The following is an 18691-nucleotide window of genomic DNA, read 5'->3' on the forward strand; positions in this document are numbered from 1 at the left end:
CTACAAAAATATAATAAAAAAGCCTCTTTACGTTAATTAAAGAGGCTAAAATTGGTTTATTTAGTTGATAAAGTATATTATACTAGTTTGTTTTCAATTAAATATTCAGCAATTTGAATGGTGTTAGTAGCGGCACCTTTACGAAGGTTATCGGCAACAATCCACATGTTTAATGAATTTGGTTGCGTTTCGTCTCTACGTATTCTACCAACAAAAACCTCGTCTTTTTCGTGAGCAAAAATAGGCATAGGGTAGGTGTTAGTTGCTGTATTATCTTGGACCACAACACCAGGAGTTTCACTTAAAAGTTGTCTTACTTCTGCTAAATCGAAATCATTTTCAAATTCTACATTAACAGATTCAGAATGCCCACCTGCTGTAGGAATTCTAACTGCGGTTGCGGAAATAGAAAATGATCTATCGTTCATGATTTTTTGAGGTTCTCTTGCTAATTTCATTTCCTCTTTAGTATATCCGTTTTCTTCAAAAACATCACAATGTGGTAATGCATTTCTTCCAATAGGATAAGGATATGCCATTTCACCTTCAATACCAGCAATTTCATTTTCTAATTGACGAACAGCTTTAACACCTGTACCTGAAACGGATTGGTAAGTAGATACCACAACGCGTTTCATTTTATATTTTTTATGAAGTGGATTTAATGCCATAACTAATTGTATTGTAGAACAATTAGGGTTAGCAATAATTTTGTCTTCGTTAGTTAATTCATGTGCATTAATTTCTGGAACTACCAATTTTTTAGTTGGATCCATTCTCCAAGCTGAAGAATTATCAACCACTGTTGTTCCTGCTTCTGCAAATTTAGGAGCCCATTCTAATGAGGTTTCTCCACCAGCAGAAAATAAAGCGATATCTGGCTTCATAGAAACAGCTGTTTCTAATCCAACTACCGTATAATCTTTTCCTTTATAGGTTAATGTTTTTCCAACCGAACGTTCTGAAGCAACAGGGATTAACTCTGTTACAGGGAAATTACGTTCTGCAAGAACTTTTAACATTACTTCGCCAACCATTCCAGTTGCACCTACTACAGCTACTCTCATCGTTTTATAGATTTAAAAAATTTGTGTGGACAAAACTAAGTATTTATTACATTTTAAAATGTAAAAAAAGCCCTCATTTTAATAAAACGAGGGCTTTTTAACAACAAATAACAGGTTGTTATTTAATTAACAATTTGTTATTTTTTAAGTAAATCTCTAATTTCTGCTAATAAATCTTCTTGAGAAGGTCCAGCTGGTGCAGCAGGTGCTTCTTCAACAGGTTTTTTAGTTTTGTTATAAGCTTTTATAATGATGAACATTACCAGGCCAACAATAATTAAGTTAACAATGGTGTTAACCCAAGACCCCCACATAATAGCATTTTCTGGTGATGTTACAGCGCCTTCAGCATTAACAACTGCCTCATCAAGTATTATTTTTAATTCTGCAAAATCCATTCCGCCAGAGAAGTGACCTACAATTGGCATAATAATATTATCTACAAATCCTTTTACAACGGCTCCAATGGCTCCTGCCATTATTACGGCTACTGCAAATTCTACGACGTTACCCGTCATGATAAAATCCTTAAACTCTTTTAACATAATTTTTAAATTTTAAGTTAGTATTAATAGGACACAATTTACATAAAAAGTCACAAAATGTTAAACCTTCTATTTGATTAATTTAATATCAAACGTTTTATTCTTTGCGATATAGCTGTAATAAGCTCGTAGGAAATGGTACTAACGCTAGTTGCTAGGTTTTCGGCAGTGTCGTGTTTACCAAAAATAATGACTTCATCGCCCTCCTTGCATTCAATATCAGTTATATTAACCATTATCATGTCCATACAAACATTACCAATTATTGGTGCTTTTTGTCCGTTTATGTTTACAAAGCCTTTTTCATTACCGTATGGCCTCCCAATACCGTCGGCATGTCCTATTGGAAGCGTGGCTGTTTTTAATATGCCATCACTTTTATAAGCGCGATTATAGCCTACAGAATCTCCTTTATTAATGGTATGAATTTGAGATATGATTGTTTTTAAAGTCGCAATTGGAGTTAGGTGTTGGTTTTCTTTTTCAGAGTTTCCAAAGCCATATAAGCCAATGCCGCTTCTAACCATATCAAAATGAGCTTCTGGGTAATTAAGTATACCCGAAGTATTACATATATGTAATATAGGTTGGTAGCCTATTTGCTTTGTGACATTTTCGGCAATACTTTTAAACGTTTTAATTTGCTTTAAGGAGAATTCTTTTTCGTTTAAATCTTCGCTAGCTGCCAAATGAGAAAATATAGATTTTACATGTACAGCTCCCGTTTCTTTTACCTTTGAAACTATGGTTTTAACTTCGTGCTCAGAAAACCCTAACCGGTTTAATCCTGTGTTAAATTTAATATGAATAGGAAAATTTGTTTGTTTTTCTGTGGAAGCGAACGCTATAAATTCATTTAAAATTTTGGAATTATATAAGCTAGGTTCTAAGTTATGGTCTAATAATGCTTTAAAATTTACAGATTGCGGATGCAACACTAAAATAGGTTTGGTAATCCCCGCATTTCGCAGGGCAATACCTTCGTTAATATAAGCTACAGAAAAATAATCGGCATTTAAAAGTTGTAAATAATTCGCTATTTCACAGGCATCACTGCCGTATGCAAAAGCCTTAACAACTGCTAAAAATTTGGTGTTTGGTTTTAGCTTAGATTTTAGGTGTTCAAAATTATGTTTAAGTGCTTTTAAATCTATCTCAAGTACCGTTTCGTGTGCTTTAGGCATTGGAGTTTTTGGGTTTTGTTTTTACTTCTTCAACCTCATTAACCTTCATGTTTCTTACCTTTTCGCGAAGCATGGCTTTATAGTATGCTGCCCTACTTAAGGGTTCGTACTCATTTACCTCGCCAAGTAAAACAAGATTTTCGTTTTGGTTTTTTCTGTAACTATACTGGGCTAAATTGCCTGTTCTAGTGCAAACGGCATGTACTTTTGTAACATATTCAGCAGTTGCCATTAAATTGGGCATAGGTCCAAATGGGTTGCCTTTAAAATCCATATCTAATCCAGCCACTATAACACGAATTCCTTTATTAGCTAAGTCGTTACAAACACGTACAATTTCATCATCAAAAAATTGTGCTTCATCAATACCAACAACATCGCAACCATCGGCCAAAATAGGAATGTTGGCAGCTGCAGGTACGGGTGTCGAGCGTATTTCGTTGGAGTCGTGTGAGACTACCATTTCTTCATCATAGCGCACATCAATTGCAGGTTTAAAAATCTCCACTTTTTGTCTTGCAAATTGAGCACGTTTAAGTCTACGAATAAGTTCTTCGGTTTTTCCAGAAAACATAGAGCCGCAGATTACTTCTATCCATCCAAATTGTTCTTTATGATTTACTGTATTTTCAAGAAACATTTCGTAATTTTAACACTAATTCGTAGTCGATTATCATTTGTATAAAGGTGACGTAAATTTATTAAAAAAACAAAAGGCTAAAGTGCAATAATTTAAAATTTATAAACAATGAAGAAGAAGGTTGAATCTGAACTCGTTAGTATAGCACACAGGATTCTTAAATTAAAGGGAAAAGAAGATGTTTTAAAAATGCATGCCGAGGTTTCTGCGCTTTATGAAAAGCTATCAGTTATGAAATTTGCACACGAAAATTTTGAAGGCGATTTGCCTACTATTGGTAATAATTCGTCCTTTTTCGGTATGTTGAATACCGCATTTAACAATGTAGTAAGCGATAACATTGAGGTTGAAGATAAAATTTATGTAAATCTTGATTCTGTTGAAGAGGATGACATTATGGAGCCCGTAATGAATAAAATTAAAGATATGGTTGCTTTTATGCCAGAAGAAACAGAAGGTTCCGAAGAATCTGATTCGGCTATTGAAGAAGATGTTTTTATGGCTAAAGGGCCGGAGAAACAACAAAATATAGAAGATATTACAGCAGGTTTTGGAGATATTCCTGTTTTTGATCCTGTTTCTAATTCAAAAAACGGCGTTCCTTCTAACAGTAAAAAATCCTTAAATGATAAATTAAAAATTGGTGGATTAAAAATTGGGCTAAACGATAAAATTGCATTTATTAAGCATTTGTTTGATGGGAAAAGTGAAGATTACGATCGCGTTTTGTCGCAATTAAACACCTTTGTAACCTATGCAAATGCCAAAACCTTTATTGTACAAATGGTAAAACCAGATTATAATAATTGGGAAGGAAAAGAGGAATTTGAAGAGCGTTTTATGCAAATAATAGAAGCTAAATTTAATTAATATTTGGGTGCTTGCTTGCCGTCAGGTAGGTTACCGTACAGAAAAAGCGCGGTCGTGCTTTTCATTCATAGTTTTGGCTCGATGTGCCCCTCGCCAAAAGCTAACCATTTCAATCACTAACACATGAGTAAACTATATATAGTTCCAACACCCATTGGAAATTTAAAGGATATCACCTTAAGAGCCCTTGAGGTTTTAAAAGATGTCGATTTAATTCTGGCCGAAGACACCAGAACCTCAGGAAAACTCTTAAAACATTTTGAAATTTTGACACACATGCAATCGCATCATATGCATAATGAGCATAAAACGGTTGAAAGCATTATTCAAAAATTAAAAGGTGGAACTTCGGTGGCGCTAATTAGCGATGCGGGTACGCCAGCCATTTCAGATCCTGGATTTTTATTATCGCGTGCCTGTATAGAACATGGCATTGAAGTTGATTGTTTACCAGGAGCTACGGCATTTGTGCCGGCTTTAGTAAATTCTGGCTTACCAAACGATAAGTTTGTGTTCGAAGGCTTTTTGCCAGTTAAAAAGGGCAGACAAACACGATTATTACTTTTAGCTGAAGAAACTAGAACCATGATTTTTTATGAAAGTCCACATAAATTAGTAAAAACCTTAGGGCATTTTTGTGAGTATTTTGGAGAAGAAAGACAAGTGTCGGTGTCGAGAGAATTAACAAAAATGTTTGAAGAAACCATTCGAGGTACAGCCAAAGAAGTATTAGAATATTATACCAATAAACCTCCAAAAGGCGAGATTGTTGTTGTAGTAGGAGGAAAAGATAAATAGAATTAAAGTATTAAAATGAAATTAGAATCATTCAAGAAAAAATTAAAAGAAGACCCAAAGGCTATTGCGTTTACAGACACCATGGGCGCTATAGAAGAAAATTACGAATTTGAGCCTACAGCGTTTAAAAACGGTACTTTAGAAAATGCCAAAGGACAAAACTCGGGCTCTTGTAAATTATTTGCTTTTGCTAAAACGCAAGGTTTTTCTAAAGATGAAACCTTAGCTTGTTTTGGGCAATATTATTTTGATGAGGTTTTAAAAGATCCTAACGGAACAGGACACCAAAACATTAGAAATTTTATGAATACAGGTTTTGAAGGTTTAAGTTTTGAAGGGAACCCGTTAACGGAGAAATAAAACTTACTTTAAGTATTCTAAACGTGTTCTAGAAGCTAAAACTAAATGCAAGATTTACTCCATAATATAAAACAATGCACCATTTGTGCAGAGCATTTAGCTTTAGGTCCAAGGCCTATAGTTTCTGCGCATCCGGAGTCTAAGATTGTAATTATTGGTCAAGCTCCCGGAATTAAAGTACATACCACAGGAATTCCTTGGGACGATGCTAGTGGTAAACAATTACGAAAATGGCTTAATGTTTCAAATAAAGAGTTTTACGATGAAACTAAGTTTGCTATAATCCCCATGGGGTTTTGTTATCCCGGAAAAGGAAAAACGGGCGATTTACCACCACGACCTGAATGCGCACCACAATGGCATAAACCCTTGTTAAATCAACTTAAAAACGTAAAACTCGTTATTTTAATTGGTATGTATGCTCAAAAATATTATTTGGGAAAAACGGCTAAAAATACCTTAACAGAAACCGTTGATAATTTTCAAGACTACCTGCCCAAATATTTGCCTTTACCGCATCCATCACCTAGAAACAGATTTTGGTTAACTAAAAATCCTTGGTTTGAAATTGACGTGTTGCCGGTATTGAGGGAACGGGTAAAAATAATTAATGCCTAATTAAAACGGCTAACAGCTGTTTTGAGATTCTGCCTGCGCAGGAATTAAACATGCTTTCCTTTTTCCCAACCATGTTTTCCTAAATACTGTTCGCCACTTTCTACGGCGCCACTTTCAATAGAAGTGCCCATAGAATCATTCCAGCGGTTTAAATACCCAAATAATGAAATAACACCAAGCATTTCAACAATTTCACCTTCATTCCAATATTGGTGCAAACGTTGTTTAATAGTTTCATCGACTGCATTTGGAACTTGGCTTGCTGCTAAGCTAAAATCTAATGCAGCACGTTCGGCATCGCTAAAAGCAGGGTGTGTCCGGTATTCCCAAATATTATCTAGTTGCTCTTGTTCCGCGCCATAGCGTTCTGCAGCTCTTATGGCATGCGCTTGACAGTATCTGCAACCTGTTGCGTTGCTAGACACCCAGGCAATCATTCGTTTTAAAGCAGAAGTTACTTTTCCTTCATTAGCCATAACCGCCATGTTTAGGTTTATAAATGCTTTACTTATGGCTGGTCGGCGTTGCATGGTTAATACCGAATTTGGACAAAACCCTAAGGTTTCATTAAAAAATTCGGCTAGTTTTTTAGTTTCTAAATCATGATCGGCAGAAAGCGGAGTTACTAGAGGCATAATTTTAAGTTTTCGTTATTCTCAAAGGTATAATTTTATTAACTTCACGTCTAATAAAAAAGAAATTTATGGAGGTTATTTTAAAGCCTTACGAATTAAAATTAAGACATACTTTTACAATTTCTCGCGAATCTCACGATGTGCAACCATCCTTAATTGTGCAATTGAAGGATGGTGGTTATTCTGGTTTTGGTGAAGCAACATCCAATCCGTATTACAACATTACGGTTAAAAAGATGATGGATGACTTAAGAAAATTAGAGCCTTTAATAGCTTCTAAAAGTAACCTAAGTCCGGAGCTGTTTTGGAACGAAATGTATGTGTATTTAAAAGACAATATGTTTGCGTTGTGTGCTTTAGATTTAGCTTACAACGATATCTATGCTAAGAAAAAAAGTAAAAAATTATACGAGCTTTGGGGGTTTGATACGTCTAATAATCCGCTTACAGATTATACGATTGGTATTGATTCTATAGATAAAATGATTTCTAAAATGAAAGAATTTCCTTGGCCCATTTATAAAATAAAATTGGGTACTAAGGAGGATATAAAAATTGTTGAAGCCTTAAGAAAACATACCGATGCTATTTTTAGAATTGATGCTAATTGTGGCTGGACAGTTGATGAGACTATTAGTAACGCAAAAGCATTAAAGGCCCTAGGTGTAGAGTTTTTAGAGCAGCCATTAAAAGCAGATGATTGGGAGGGGCATAAAACGGTATTCAAAAACTCGGTGTTGCCGGTAATAGCTGATGAAAGTTGTCAGGTTGAAACAGATATTGCTAAGTGTAATAACCATTTTCATGGTGTAAATGTTAAGTTGGTTAAATGCGGAGGTTTAACACCTGCAAAAAGAATGCTTAATGAAGCTAGAGCGTTTGGTATGAAAACCATGGTGGGGTGCATGACGGAATCTTCGGTTGGTATTTCTGCAATTGCTCATTTGTTACCACTTTTAGATTATGTAGATATGGATGGCGCCTTATTGCTTTCTGAAGATATTGCACATGGTGTAAATATTAATGAAGGCGTAATTGAATATAGCAATACAAACGGAATAGGTGTTTCTTTAATATAATGTGTTAATGATTGTAGAAAATTTTCCAGATAGAACGGTAATTGTAGACGGAAAAGAATATTTGTATTTTGGAGGAACGGCATATTTAGGACTACCAACAAATCCTAGTTTTCAACAAGCATTAGTAAACGGAATTGCTAAATGGGGCTCTTTTTATGGGAGTTCAAGGCAATCCAATATAAAATTATCTGTTTTTGAAAAAGCAGAAACCTTATTTGCTAAACAAATTGGATCAGAAAAAACACTCACCACATCTTCTGGTACTTTGGCAGGAAAATTAGTTTTAGAAAGTTTGTCTCGTAGCAAAAGCACATTTTATCATTATCCTAAAACACACCCTGCTGTTTTACATGCTGAGAGTATGCCTTTGTTTGAAAATGGTAAGTTACACGAAGACCTCATTAATAATACAGAAGAGCATATTGTTATTACTGTCGATGCGGTTTTAGCATTAGATGTCGCCCCAACATCATTTCAATTTTTAAACCATATTTCATCAAGTAAACACATAACCCTTGTTATAGATGAATCGCATAGTATTGGTGTTTTAGGTACAAATGGAGAGGGTATTTTTAAAAGCATTTCTAATAAAAATATTAAGCGAAAGGTATTAGTGGCTTCATTAGGTAAAGCTTTAGGGCTTTCGGGAGGGGTTATTGCTGCGGATATTGATTTTATTGAAACCATTAAAAAGGAAGCTCTTTTTGTTTCTTCGTCTTGCGCTAGTCCAGGGTATTTGGAATGTTATTTGGAGTCGCAGGATATCATTAAAAACCAACAAAGAAAACTTAAAGCTAATTTGAGTTTTTTACTTGAAGATTTAAAAGCATCCACAGCTCTTAAATTTAATATAAACTATCCTGTTATTTATTTTGAGGGCGAATCGGTTTACGATTATTTTTTAAACCAAGGTATTATTATAACAAATTTTAAGTACCCAAACTATACTGGTTTAATGAGTCGAATTGTTATTAATGCAAACCATACAATAGCCGATTTAACTGAGTTAAAACAGGTGTTAAAAGGGTTATAAAAAACCCCGACAAAATAAATTGCCGAGGTTCTAATTTGGTTTTAACAAAATTTCAACTTATTCAAATAACCAAATATCTATAATTGATGTGCTCTCATCATAAGAAATGTTTTCATTAGAATTTGTTTCAGATGATGGGTAGATAGAACGTCTAAACCATTTTCCTAGATATTCGCTTTCAGAATCTTCTTCTAATCTAAGTTCTAAGTCTTTAAATACATCCGACGAAAAATTATAACGACGCATATCGTTATAGGTTTCTATATTATGAATATTGGCAATGTATTTTTCTTTCATTATATGGTTTAGCATTAAACCTGCTTCGCCAACAGCAACAGCCGTATCTGCCATATAATCGGTGCCATCGGCTCCTATTTCTTCCATGTTAGCAGCAATCCCAGCCATATAAGCGTTATATGCGGCGGCTGTGGTTCCTGTGCTTGTTGTGGTGCCTCCATTTGCTAAAAATTCGGCTTCAGCTTTTATAAACATAGCTTCCGCATAGGTTAGTAAAATTAAAGGAGATGTGGTACTAGTATGGTATCCACCATCTTTATAGTAGGTATTTGCTGGTTCCCCATCAGAAGATAGACCAGTTCCACCATTCATAAAACCACGCCAAGGGTCACCTACTTCACCTTCATTTTCAAAAATTTCTGGTAATCTCGGGTCAATGTCTATAACACCACTTTCAAAAGGGTAAGTTGTACCATTCATCATGCTAATTATTTGATCATTCGGTCCGCGGAAAAAGTTTGCAGTAGCTCGTGCTAAAATATTTGTTGAATAGTAAGGATTTAGTTCGCCCTCAGGAAACTCTAGCATAATGTTATCACTATTAGAAGCAAGTCCTTTGTTAATAGAGGCTAAAACATCGGCAGCTGTTGTTTCTCCATTTTTCATTAATTTTAGCTGCATTCGGGCTTTAAAGGTATAAGCTGCTCTTAACCACTTATCGAAATCGCCATCATAGAATAAATCTTCATTACCCATAGATATTTGAGAATTATCAGGTCCTTCTAAATCTGCAATGGCTTCGTTAAATAGATTTAAAGCTTGGTTGTATACTGTTTCGCCATCATCTAAAACGGGATACGGGTAAACAAAAGGTTCGCCAGCTTCAGAATATGGGACATCGCCCCAACATTCTACGGCTAAACTCATGTTTATAGCTTCTAGAATTTTGATAACAGCTTTATAGTGAATAGCGCCTTGAGCATCTGCTTTTGCTTTTAAAACCTTAATATTTGGAAATCCTTCTGTATATATATTTGCCCAGGTTGTAGATGTGCTAGTTAAACCTGCAGCTCCATAACCGTAGGATGCAAAATATTGTGTGTAATTACCATACGATAATTCGGCATAGTAAAAAGCATAAATGGTATTGAACATAACAGGTCCAATAATATCCTTCATGTCTAAGGCGTCTTCGGTCTGCGCACTCGATGGCGTGTTTACGTCCAAATAGTCGTCGCAACAATGTAATCCTGTAGTTAGTAAAACTAAGAGGAGTATATTTTTTATTGTATTTTTCATAATGTCTTACTTTTTTTAAAATCCTATAGTTACACCAATCGAATAATTTTCTGCTAATGGAATACCTCGACCAGTAAAACCATATTTGTTACTTCCTGCCGAATAATCGCTACCTTCTGGATCGAAACCATCAAAAGGTGTCCAAATTAAAATATTGTTAGCATTGGCGCTTATTACAAATTCGCTAAGATGTAATTTGTCTAAGAAGGATTTGTTTAAGCTGTAGGTAACACCAAGGCTTCTTAGTTTAACCCATGATGCGTCTTGCAATAAATATTCTGCGTTTCGTCTTCCGTATCCAGTCCAATTAAACAATCTATAGGCAGAGGTAGATTCTGGCGAAAAATCTGCAACTGTTGTATTGGGAATGTAAGTTCCGGCATTGTTAGGGTCTTCCATAACACCATCAAAAAGATATTGTCCGTCGCCATCTCTAAATTGCCTTGAAAATTCGGATTGTCCCATTCTGTTTAAAATGTAACGTTGCCAGGAGTATTTATCGCCACCCTTTTTCCATTCAAACAAGAAGTTTAAACCAAAATTTTTCCATTTAATGTTGGAACCTAAACTCATTATAAAATCTGGAGTAGCATCACCAACTATAACTCTATTTTCATCTGTAATGGTTGTAGTTGGTAATCCTGCGGCATCAAGAATAAGTTCGCCATTGTCTGTTCTATCAAATAGATAGCCGTAAATGGAACCAATATCATCACCTTCCCTAGGTTGTAAATATAAATAAGCTCCAGTAAGATCGGTAGAGAAGTTTATATAAGGCACCTCTTCTGGTAAATCAACAATTTTCCCATTGCTTTTAGCAAAATTATAAGTGAGGTCGATGTTTAAATCGTTGCTTTTTACAATATCGCCGCTAATTAAAAGTTCGTGACCGCTTGTTTCATACAATCCAGAATTTCTTAATAAAGACGTAACACCTGTAGAAGGTGCTGTACTAGCAGGGAATATTGCATCGTAAACTTTGTTTTTAAAGTAAGCGTAATCTACTCTTAATTTGTTTTTAAAGAATCGGAAATCTGCACCGTATTCCCAGCCTTTTGTCATTTCAGGCTTTAAATTAGGGTCTGCAATGGTTTTGTCTGCAATATAGCCTCCTGTTCCTGCCCATGGGAAATTGGCATCAGGGTAAAAATAAGATCCTACTTGGCCAAATGAAGTTCCGTTTCCTACTTGAGCGTATGAGACTCTTAGTTTTCCGTAACTAAAAATATCTTTATTGTTAAATAAACTTTGTACATCGTAAGCTAAACTTACCGAAGGATAGAAATACGAGTTGTTATCTTCTGGTAATGTTGAATTCCAGTCATTTCTACCTGTAACAGATAAGAATAGTTTGTCATCATAATCTAATTTAAACTCTCCAAATAAACCAATTAACCTTGTTTGAGATGTATAATTACTTATAGAATAATTTTCTTGAGTATTACTAATATGATTAAAATGAGGAATGTTTAAGTTTTGGCCATACATTCTGTATGAGCGTCTTGTGTTGTCTTTAACTGAATTTCCAATTAAAACCGATCCTGAGAGCTTTTCGCTTATATCGTGATCTAGAGTAACAATAAGGTTAGATTCTAAACCTGTAAAGTCATAGTTTTGATCGACAATAAATCCATTTACTTGTGAACCTGTATCTAACTCTGGCGGAACAAAACGATTTAAATATGTGGTGTAATTATCAATTTGAGCTGTGTAATTTACGTTAACCCAATCTATAGGCGACCAATTTAAGTTTATACTTCCTAACCAACGGTTGGTGTCTTCAGTTAATCCACTTATATATGCGTTGTATTTTGGGTTGTCAATCCATCCTGGGTAAGGATTTCTAGCAGAACCATCTGCATTAAGAAAATCGTTAATAGGAAATGTAGGTGACCAATAACCCAGGGCGCTTATTATAGATTTATCGCCACCTGTAGGTTTTCTTGAATCAGATTTTGTAAACATTACAGAAGAGTTAATTTTAAGGTTGACGGTAACTTGGTAACCCGCTTTAAAACGTAATGCTGTCTTTTTAAAATCGGTATAAGGTATTAAACCATCTGTTTTAGAATTAGCTGCCGAGAAATAATAGTCCAACTTTTCGCTAGCACCAGAAATTCCAAAGTTTATGTTTTTATTAATTCCTGTTTCGAATAATTCATAAGGGTCGTAAAACTTGTCGTTTGATAAATCTAGGGTAACGCCATCTTGCAAAACAGAATCTTCAGAATATCTAACACCAAAATTATAAGGTCCTGAGGATGATGTGCCAGAAATAAAAGAGTAGCCCGTTTCAGAATCAGGGAAATATAAGGTGTTTGTTTCTCCGTAAATACCTTGACGGAATTCGGTTTGTAGTTCTGGAGCTTTAGTTACATTACTCATGGTTGTGGAAAGGCTTAAGCTAATTTTAGGTTTGCCCTGTTTACCCTTTTTTGTTGTAATAACAATAACGCCATTGGCGCCTTCCATTCCGTATAATGCTGTGGCAGCAGTTCCTTTTAAAACGTTAAATGTTTCAATATCGTCTGGGTTTAAATCACCAATTCTACTAGCAAAAGAGAATTGCTCATTACTACCCGAAGCGTTGGAACCTGCTGAAGGTAAAATGTCTCCAGAAAACGTATCGTTGTTTAGAGTAACACCATCTAAAACAATTAGTGGCTGGTTGTTTTGGCTTGGATTCATTGAGGACATCCCTCTTATTAAAATATCAAAACCTCCTCCAGCTGTACCCGATGGGTTGCTAATTTGTAATCCGGCTACCCGACCCTGTAAAGCAGATATTGGGTTTGTGTTTCCTGTTAAATTAAGATCTTCTGTCTTTACTTGTGTTACAGAATACCCTAAGGATTTTTCTTTCTTTTCAATACCAAAAGCGGTAACAATAACTTCACCAAGGATGTCGGCGCTTTCTTCTAGTTTAACATTTAATGTTGTTCCTGTTACTGTTGCCTCATTAGTTGTAAATCCTAAAAAAGAAAACAGTAATACATCGCCTTGTTTGGCAGAAATTTTATAATTTCCATCAAAATCACTTGATGTTCCGTTACTAGTACCTTTTACTTGAATGTTTACACCAGGTAATGGTACGCTAGAAGCATCCGTTACTTGACCACTTACAGTAATATTTTGTGCAAATAAAAAACTGCATGTGGTTGTAAAAAAAACAAGAAAGGAGAGGGTTGCTTTTTTCTTCATAAAATAGAGTTTGAATTGTTAGTCGTTCAAATATATTGTTTTTTTATTATTTAGCAATATCTGTTGAAGTATTATTTGTAAAGTGTGTATTTTGTAAAATATATTTATTAAATGTGTTAAAATGTATTAGTTTACAATAGATTCTGTAATTTAAGGCCTTAAGAAGAGGACTACGTAATTATTTTAAAATTATTAATCAATGAGTGTATACCTTAATAGGATATTGTTGTTAATTTTGGCTTGTGGGCTTTTAAATAGTTGTAAGTCTGTCTTCATAAAAAAAGGCATTGCAAAACAAATTGAATCGCCCTTTTATAACAATCAATTTACAGGGTTGTTAGTTTATAATCCTAAAACCAACGATACTGTGTTTAAGTATAATGCCGATAAATACTTTACACCAGCTAGCAACACTAAAATATTTACCTTATTTACGGCATTGCAAGTTTTGCCTGAGCAACTTCCGGCTTTTAAGTATGAGGTAAATAATGATACTATAACTATTCAAGGTGTTGGCAACCCTACTTTTTTACATCCCTTTTTTAACGATAGTACAGCACTAAAATTCGCGAAATCATATAAAAAAGTAAATTTAATTCTAGATAATTTAGTTGATGATAAATTTGGTCCTGGTTGGGCTTGGGAGGATTATGACACCTATTTTAGTCCTGAAAAAAGTAGTTTCCCTATGTATGGTAATGTGCTAACTATTAGCAGTCAAGACAGTTTGCAAAGTACTCCAAGGCTATTAAAAAATAACATTCAGCTTTCCGATTCTAAAAAGCGAAGAGATTATAACGCTAATTCATTTTATTACAACCCTAAAAAAAAAGATACTATTGAGGTTCCTATGGTTGTTACTCCCGAACTGATAACTAAATTTTGGCAAGATTTATTACCTAATAAAGTTGAGGTTTCTAGGTTTTTAGGAAAACAGTTGAACCAAATGGCCTATAGTATTCCTGCGGATTCTTTGTATAAACGCATGATGGTGGTTAGCGATAATTTTTTAGCAGAACAGATGTTAATTATGGCATCTTCTAGTCTTTCAGACACCTTAAGTTCAAGTAGAATACGTGATACTATTCTAAATAATCAATTAAAAGATTTAAGGCAAAAGCCTCGTTGGGTTGATGGTTCCGGGTTAAGTAGATATAACTTATTCACACCAACCTCATTTGTTCAAGTGTTAACAAAATTATATAATAAATTACCCGAAGAGCGCTTGTATAATTTATTTCCGGTTGGTGGAGAATCTGGTACTTTAAAACGTTATTATTCGGGTGTTAGCAAACCTTATATTCATGCAAAATCTGGAACAGTAGGGAATAATTATTCGTTAAGTGGCTATTTAGAAACTAATTCTGGCCAAACTTTAGTTTTTAGTTTTATGAATAACCATTACAAAACATCAACTAAGGAAGTTAAAAGGCGTATGCAGCTAATTTTTGAATGGCTACGCGATAATTATTAATTCTGGTTTTTTTACAGTCTTTTTTTAGAAAGCTTGGGGTAATCTATATGTTGTTTTACAATCATTTTATGTTAACGAAAAATGAATTTAAAAGCTTAGATTATTGTTTTAGGTATTTATGTAGTATTTTTGATACTTACAGGAAATAAAAAACAGTTAAAAAAATGGCAGTTGAAGTTACCACAACATGGTTAGGCGATATGAGGTTTGAAAGTACAAACCCTTCAGGACACAACTTATTTATTGATGCAGGAGAAGAAAACGGAGGTAAAGGTGAAGGGTATCGCCCAAAAGCTTTAATGTTATCGGGATTAGCAGGGTGTTCTGGTTTGGATGTAGCGGCTTTAATAAAAAAAATGAAGCTAGATGTTGATACTTTTAAAATTGAAACCGAAGCAAATTTAACTGATGAGCATCCTAAATATTACGATAAAGTAGCTTTGCATTTTCATTTTTATGGGAATAAATTAAACGAGAAAAAGCTACAACGTGCGGTTGATTTATCTATTGAAAAATATTGTGGTGTTATGGAAATGTTTCGCCAATTTGCAGCATTAACTATAGAAACACACTTTCATAAAGCTTAAAAAGTAACCGCTAAAGTTTGCTTTTTATATCAAAATTGCTACTTCTCAATGCGCTGGACATTAAACACAGAACCTTCAAAAGAAAAAGTTGAAGCTTTGCAAGAAGCCCTTCAGGTGGATGTTATTACGGCAAAGTTATTGGTTCAAAGAGGTATAAGCGATTTTGAGAGTGCTAAACGTTTTTTTAGACCACGTTTGGAAGATTTGCACGATCCTTTCTTGATGAAAGATATGGATAAGGCTGTAGCACGTATAGAACGGGCCATTGCTAATAAAGAAAATATTTTAGTTTATGGCGATTATGATGTGGATGGTACAACGTCTGTAGCCTTAATGTCTTCATATTTAAAAACAAAGCATAATTTAATTTATACATACATTCCTAATAGGTATGATGAGGGTTATGGAGTTTCATATAAAGGAATAAATTTTGCATTAGAAAATGATTTTTCGCTAATTATAGCGTTAGATTGTGGTATAAAATCTGTTGACAAAGTAGCGCATGCTAAAACACTTGGTATCGATTTTATTATTTGCGATCACCATAGACCAGGAGACGAAATTCCAGATGCAGCAGCTGTATTAGATCCAAAAAGGGAAGATTGTAATTATCCATTTAAAGAGTTGTGCGGATGTGGTGTTGGTTTTAAATTAATTCAAGCATTAGCCTCTAAAGACGGTAAAACAGCTGAAGATTTAACCGCGTATTTGGATTTGGTAGCCACTGCTATTGGAGCAGATATTGTTCCTATTGATGGGGAGAATAGAGTGTTGGCTTATTTTGGTTTGATAGTTATAAATACAAACCCTAGGTCTGGTATAAAAGCCATTTTAGATCAAGTAGAAAAAACGACCTTAACTATTACAGATGTTGTTTTTATTGTGGCTCCAAGAATTAATGCTGCAGGACGGATGAAACATGGTAATTATGCCGTAACATTATTGTCTGAAGAAGAGCCTGATATGGCTAAAAAGTACGCAGCAGAAATTAATGAGTATAATTTAGATAGACGTGAAACGGATAAACGAATTACAGAAGAAGCGCTTAACCAAATTGAAGAACATAAAGAACAGAACCGCCTTACTACTGTAGTTTTTAATGAAGATTGGCATAAAGGCGTTATTGGTATTGTCGCTTCTCGCTTAATAGAGTCCTATTACAGACCCACACTAGTATTTACTAAAAGTGGAAATAAATTAGCTGCTTCTGCACGATCGGTACAGGGTTTTGATATCTATAATGCTTTAGGGAATTGTAAGGAATATATTGAGCAATTTGGCGGACATAAATATGCTGCTGGTTTAACACTAGAACCAGAGAATTATGAAGCCTTTAAACAAGCTTTTGAAGATGAGGTTTCTAAAACTATAGATAGAGATTTATTGACACCTGAAATTAAAATTGATGCTAAAATTAATTTAGATGATATTACGCCTAAATTTCATAGAATTTTAAAGCAATTTGCGCCGTTCGGACCTAGTAATATGACCCCGGTTTTTATGAGTGAAAATGTAATGGATACCGGCTATGGAAAATGTGTTGGGGCAGACAAAACTCATTTGCGTTTAACGGCAACTCAACCAGGATCATCAACTAAAATAGTAAGTATAGGTTTTGGATTGGGTAAAAAAATAAATAAAATTTCCGACGGTAAATTATTTCGTACTGCTTATTCTATTGATGAAAATGAATGGAATGGTAATGTTAGCTTACAGCTAAAGTTAAGAGATATTAAGAAGCAAAAGTAATAGATTTTAAAACTTAATTATGGCTAAAACCGATCCGTATGCGGCACTACGCATAAAGGAATTTAATATATTTTTATTACTTCGATTGTTTTTGGTTTTTGGATGGTCTATGCAATTTATAGTAATAGAATGGCAAGTCTATTCTTTAACTAAAGATCCACTTTCTTTAGGGATTATTGGGCTTATGGAAATTATACCGGCCTTTTCTATGGCTCTTTTTTCAGGACATATTGTGGATCAAAAGGAAAAACGAAACCTTCTGGCCATTTGTATAGCTGCTTTTTCTCTAATAAGTTTAGGCTTGTTTTTGTTAACTACAAGTGCTGTTGTAGGTCATTGGTCTACAACCTCGGTATTGTATTTTATTTACGCGCTTGTATTTTTTGGTGGATTTTTGCGATCTTTTTTTGGTCCCATTATTTTCTCTTTAATAGCCTTAATTGTGCCTAAAAGGATATATCCTAATGCAGCAACCTGGAGTACGAGCACCTGGAAAACTGCTGCGGTTTTAGGGGCGCTTTTTGGTGGGTTTTTTATAAGTTGGATTGGAGTGCCAAACACCTTGTGTATTGTTTTTATTTTAGTGGTTGTCTCTTTCTTTTTAACCTTTTTAATAAAAAAGAAACCTATTTTAAATAAAAATATTGGCGAACCTGTAATGGAAAGCCTAAAAGTGGGTGTTCGATTTGTGTTTCAAAACAAGGCTATTTTAGGGGCCTTAACTTTAGATATGATTGCGGTTTTATTTGGTGGCACAGTGGCTATCCTTTCTGTTTTTGCTCAGGATGTCCTAAAAGTAGGAAGCGAAGGTTTTGGTATTTTAAACGCTTCAATATCTTTAGGAAGTATTATTACTATGTTTATTACAACCTATATTCCTATTAGTAAAAACACAGGTAAAAAGCTGTTAATTGCGGTATTTATATTTGGAATTAGTATTATAGGTTTTGGCTTGTCTTCAATTTTTTGGGTGAGTGTTTTAATGTTATTTATTAGTGGTGCTGCAGATGGAATTTCTATGATTATTCGTCAAACCATATTGCAACTAAAAACACCTGATGATATGCGTGGGCGAGTATCATCTGTTAATTCCATGTTTGTAGGTTCATCTAATGAGCTTGGTGCTTTTGAGAGTGGATTAGCAGCCAAATTAATTGGTCCGGTTGCTGCGGTTGTTTTTGGGGGAATAATGACTTTGGTTACCGCTGTTACTATTGGAATAAAAAACCCAGTGTTACGAGATTTAGATTTAACAACCGATATGGAAGCGAATGAAACTAATGATTAATAGTTTTCTTTAAATTATATTTATCTC

The 18691-nt window shown here is 34.5% G+C and carries 17 protein-coding genes; 10 read left to right on the forward strand and 7 right to left on the reverse strand.

All coding sequences use genetic code 11. The annotated features are described in order from the left end of the window. Positions 1 to 77: 77 nt before the first annotated feature. The 4 genes from ABJM36_RS07545 to ABJM36_RS07560 form a co-directional block, all read right to left on the reverse strand. Positions 78 to 1067, reverse strand: a complete 990-nt coding sequence (locus tag ABJM36_RS07545) for an aspartate-semialdehyde dehydrogenase (RefSeq protein ID WP_348450801.1) — start codon at positions 1065 to 1067, stop codon at positions 78 to 80. Between the two features lie 137 nt (positions 1068 to 1204). Next, the gene (mscL, locus tag ABJM36_RS07550; protein WP_348450803.1) at positions 1205 to 1612 is read right to left on the reverse strand and encodes a large conductance mechanosensitive channel protein MscL; all 408 of its coding nucleotides are present in this window, start codon (positions 1610 to 1612) and stop codon (positions 1205 to 1207) included. Positions 1613 to 1689: 77 nt separating this feature from the next. Continuing rightward, complete coding sequence (gene alr, locus ABJM36_RS07555) at positions 1690 to 2796, reverse strand: alanine racemase (RefSeq protein WP_348450805.1); 1107 nt, start codon at positions 2794 to 2796, stop codon at positions 1690 to 1692. Then, on the reverse strand, positions 2789 to 3436 hold the full coding sequence (locus ABJM36_RS07560; protein ID WP_348450807.1) for a thymidine kinase: 648 nt from the start codon (positions 3434 to 3436) through the stop codon (positions 2789 to 2791). Before ABJM36_RS07560 ends, alr begins: the two co-directional genes overlap by 8 nt. A 108-nt stretch (positions 3437 to 3544) precedes the next feature. On the opposite strand from ABJM36_RS07560, the gene ABJM36_RS07565 reads away from it, so the two are divergent. The 4 genes from ABJM36_RS07565 to ABJM36_RS07580 all read left to right on the forward strand — a co-directional run bounded on the left by ABJM36_RS07565 (position 3545) and on the right by ABJM36_RS07580 (position 6082). After that, positions 3545 to 4306 carry a hypothetical protein gene (locus tag ABJM36_RS07565; RefSeq protein ID WP_348450809.1) on the forward strand — a complete coding sequence of 254 codons (762 nt, stop codon included), beginning with the start codon at positions 3545 to 3547 and terminating at the stop codon, positions 4304 to 4306. Between the two features lie 123 nt (positions 4307 to 4429). Then, complete coding sequence (gene rsmI / locus ABJM36_RS07570) at positions 4430 to 5104, forward strand: 16S rRNA (cytidine(1402)-2'-O)-methyltransferase (protein ID WP_348450811.1); 675 nt, start codon at positions 4430 to 4432, stop codon at positions 5102 to 5104. Between the two features lie 15 nt (positions 5105 to 5119). Continuing rightward, the gene (locus ABJM36_RS07575) at positions 5120 to 5464 is read left to right on the forward strand and encodes a HopJ type III effector protein (RefSeq protein ID WP_348450813.1); all 345 of its coding nucleotides are present in this window, start codon (positions 5120 to 5122) and stop codon (positions 5462 to 5464) included. 45 nt (positions 5465 to 5509) lie between these two features. After that, on the forward strand, positions 5510 to 6082 hold the full coding sequence (locus ABJM36_RS07580; protein ID WP_348450815.1) for a uracil-DNA glycosylase family protein: 573 nt from the start codon (positions 5510 to 5512) through the stop codon (positions 6080 to 6082). Between the two features lie 44 nt (positions 6083 to 6126). Here ABJM36_RS07580 and ABJM36_RS07585 read toward each other — a convergent pair whose 3' ends face one another. Continuing rightward, positions 6127 to 6717: a carboxymuconolactone decarboxylase family protein gene (locus tag ABJM36_RS07585; protein ID WP_348450817.1), complete on the reverse strand. Its 591-nt coding sequence runs from the start codon at positions 6715 to 6717 to the stop codon at positions 6127 to 6129. Between the two features lie 68 nt (positions 6718 to 6785). Here ABJM36_RS07585 and ABJM36_RS07590 point away from each other — a divergent pair, with 68 nt between their 5' ends. After that, positions 6786 to 7796: a dipeptide epimerase gene (locus tag ABJM36_RS07590; RefSeq protein ID WP_348450819.1), complete on the forward strand. Its 1011-nt coding sequence runs from the start codon at positions 6786 to 6788 to the stop codon at positions 7794 to 7796. A 7-nt stretch (positions 7797 to 7803) separates the two neighbouring features. Next, positions 7804 to 8829 (forward strand): aminotransferase class I/II-fold pyridoxal phosphate-dependent enzyme, encoded by a 1026-nt coding sequence (locus ABJM36_RS07595; protein ID WP_348450821.1) that lies wholly within the window; start codon positions 7804 to 7806, stop codon positions 8827 to 8829. A gap of 57 nt (positions 8830 to 8886) precedes the next feature. Here the strand turns inward: ABJM36_RS07595 and ABJM36_RS07600 are convergent, their stop codons facing one another. Continuing rightward, positions 8887 to 10365 (reverse strand): SusD/RagB family nutrient-binding outer membrane lipoprotein, encoded by a 1479-nt coding sequence (locus ABJM36_RS07600; RefSeq protein WP_348450823.1) that lies wholly within the window; start codon positions 10363 to 10365, stop codon positions 8887 to 8889. 15 nt (positions 10366 to 10380) lie between these two features. Beyond that, positions 10381 to 13566: a SusC/RagA family TonB-linked outer membrane protein gene (locus ABJM36_RS07605; protein WP_348450826.1), complete on the reverse strand. Its 3186-nt coding sequence runs from the start codon at positions 13564 to 13566 to the stop codon at positions 10381 to 10383. Between the two features lie 199 nt (positions 13567 to 13765). Between ABJM36_RS07605 and ABJM36_RS07610 the strand changes: the two genes are divergently transcribed. From ABJM36_RS07610 to ABJM36_RS07625, 4 genes are all read left to right on the forward strand, one after another. Further along, the gene (locus tag ABJM36_RS07610) at positions 13766 to 15040 is read left to right on the forward strand and encodes a D-alanyl-D-alanine carboxypeptidase (protein ID WP_348450828.1); all 1275 of its coding nucleotides are present in this window, start codon (positions 13766 to 13768) and stop codon (positions 15038 to 15040) included. 164 nt (positions 15041 to 15204) lie between these two features. After that, positions 15205 to 15627, forward strand: coding sequence for an OsmC family protein (locus ABJM36_RS07615; protein WP_348450830.1), 423 nt, complete (start codon positions 15205 to 15207; stop codon positions 15625 to 15627). Between the two features lie 48 nt (positions 15628 to 15675). After that, positions 15676 to 17376, forward strand: a complete 1701-nt coding sequence (recJ, locus tag ABJM36_RS07620) for a single-stranded-DNA-specific exonuclease RecJ (protein WP_348450832.1) — start codon at positions 15676 to 15678, stop codon at positions 17374 to 17376. A 19-nt stretch (positions 17377 to 17395) separates the two neighbouring features. Then, positions 17396 to 18664, forward strand: coding sequence for an MFS transporter (locus ABJM36_RS07625; RefSeq protein WP_348450834.1), 1269 nt, complete (start codon positions 17396 to 17398; stop codon positions 18662 to 18664). Positions 18665 to 18691 lie beyond the last annotated feature (27 nt).

Origin of the sequence: Algibacter sp., assembly GCF_039977455.1 — a bacterium.
In the GTDB taxonomy this organism is placed as follows: Bacteria; Bacteroidota; Bacteroidia; order Flavobacteriales; family Flavobacteriaceae; genus Algibacter_B.

Excerpts from the sequence above, each read along its gene's own strand:
- ABJM36_RS07545 (WP_348450801.1), bottom strand. The coding sequence starts at position 1,067 with ATGAGAGTAGCTGTAGTAGGTGCAACTGGAATGGTTGGCGAAGTAATG.
- mscL (WP_348450803.1), bottom strand. The coding sequence starts at position 1,612 with ATGTTAAAAGAGTTTAAGGATTTTATCATGACGGGTAACGTCGTAGAA.
- alr (WP_348450805.1), bottom strand. The coding sequence starts at position 2,796 with ATGCCTAAAGCACACGAAACGGTACTTGAGATAGATTTAAAAGCACTT.
- ABJM36_RS07560 (WP_348450807.1), bottom strand. The coding sequence starts at position 3,436 with ATGTTTCTTGAAAATACAGTAAATCATAAAGAACAATTTGGATGGATA.
- ABJM36_RS07565 (WP_348450809.1), top strand. The coding sequence starts at position 3,545 with ATGAAGAAGAAGGTTGAATCTGAACTCGTTAGTATAGCACACAGGATT.
- rsmI (WP_348450811.1), top strand. The coding sequence starts at position 4,430 with ATGAGTAAACTATATATAGTTCCAACACCCATTGGAAATTTAAAGGAT.
- ABJM36_RS07575 (WP_348450813.1), top strand. The coding sequence starts at position 5,120 with ATGAAATTAGAATCATTCAAGAAAAAATTAAAAGAAGACCCAAAGGCT.
- ABJM36_RS07580 (WP_348450815.1), top strand. The coding sequence starts at position 5,510 with ATGCAAGATTTACTCCATAATATAAAACAATGCACCATTTGTGCAGAG.
- ABJM36_RS07585 (WP_348450817.1), bottom strand. The coding sequence starts at position 6,717 with ATGCCTCTAGTAACTCCGCTTTCTGCCGATCATGATTTAGAAACTAAA.
- ABJM36_RS07590 (WP_348450819.1), top strand. The coding sequence starts at position 6,786 with ATGGAGGTTATTTTAAAGCCTTACGAATTAAAATTAAGACATACTTTT.
- ABJM36_RS07595 (WP_348450821.1), top strand. The coding sequence starts at position 7,804 with ATGATTGTAGAAAATTTTCCAGATAGAACGGTAATTGTAGACGGAAAA.
- ABJM36_RS07600 (WP_348450823.1), bottom strand. The coding sequence starts at position 10,365 with ATGAAAAATACAATAAAAAATATACTCCTCTTAGTTTTACTAACTACA.
- ABJM36_RS07605 (WP_348450826.1), bottom strand. The coding sequence starts at position 13,566 with ATGAAGAAAAAAGCAACCCTCTCCTTTCTTGTTTTTTTTACAACCACA.
- ABJM36_RS07610 (WP_348450828.1), top strand. The coding sequence starts at position 13,766 with ATGAGTGTATACCTTAATAGGATATTGTTGTTAATTTTGGCTTGTGGG.
- ABJM36_RS07615 (WP_348450830.1), top strand. The coding sequence starts at position 15,205 with ATGGCAGTTGAAGTTACCACAACATGGTTAGGCGATATGAGGTTTGAA.
- recJ (WP_348450832.1), top strand. The coding sequence starts at position 15,676 with ATGCGCTGGACATTAAACACAGAACCTTCAAAAGAAAAAGTTGAAGCT.
- ABJM36_RS07625 (WP_348450834.1), top strand. The coding sequence starts at position 17,396 with ATGGCTAAAACCGATCCGTATGCGGCACTACGCATAAAGGAATTTAAT.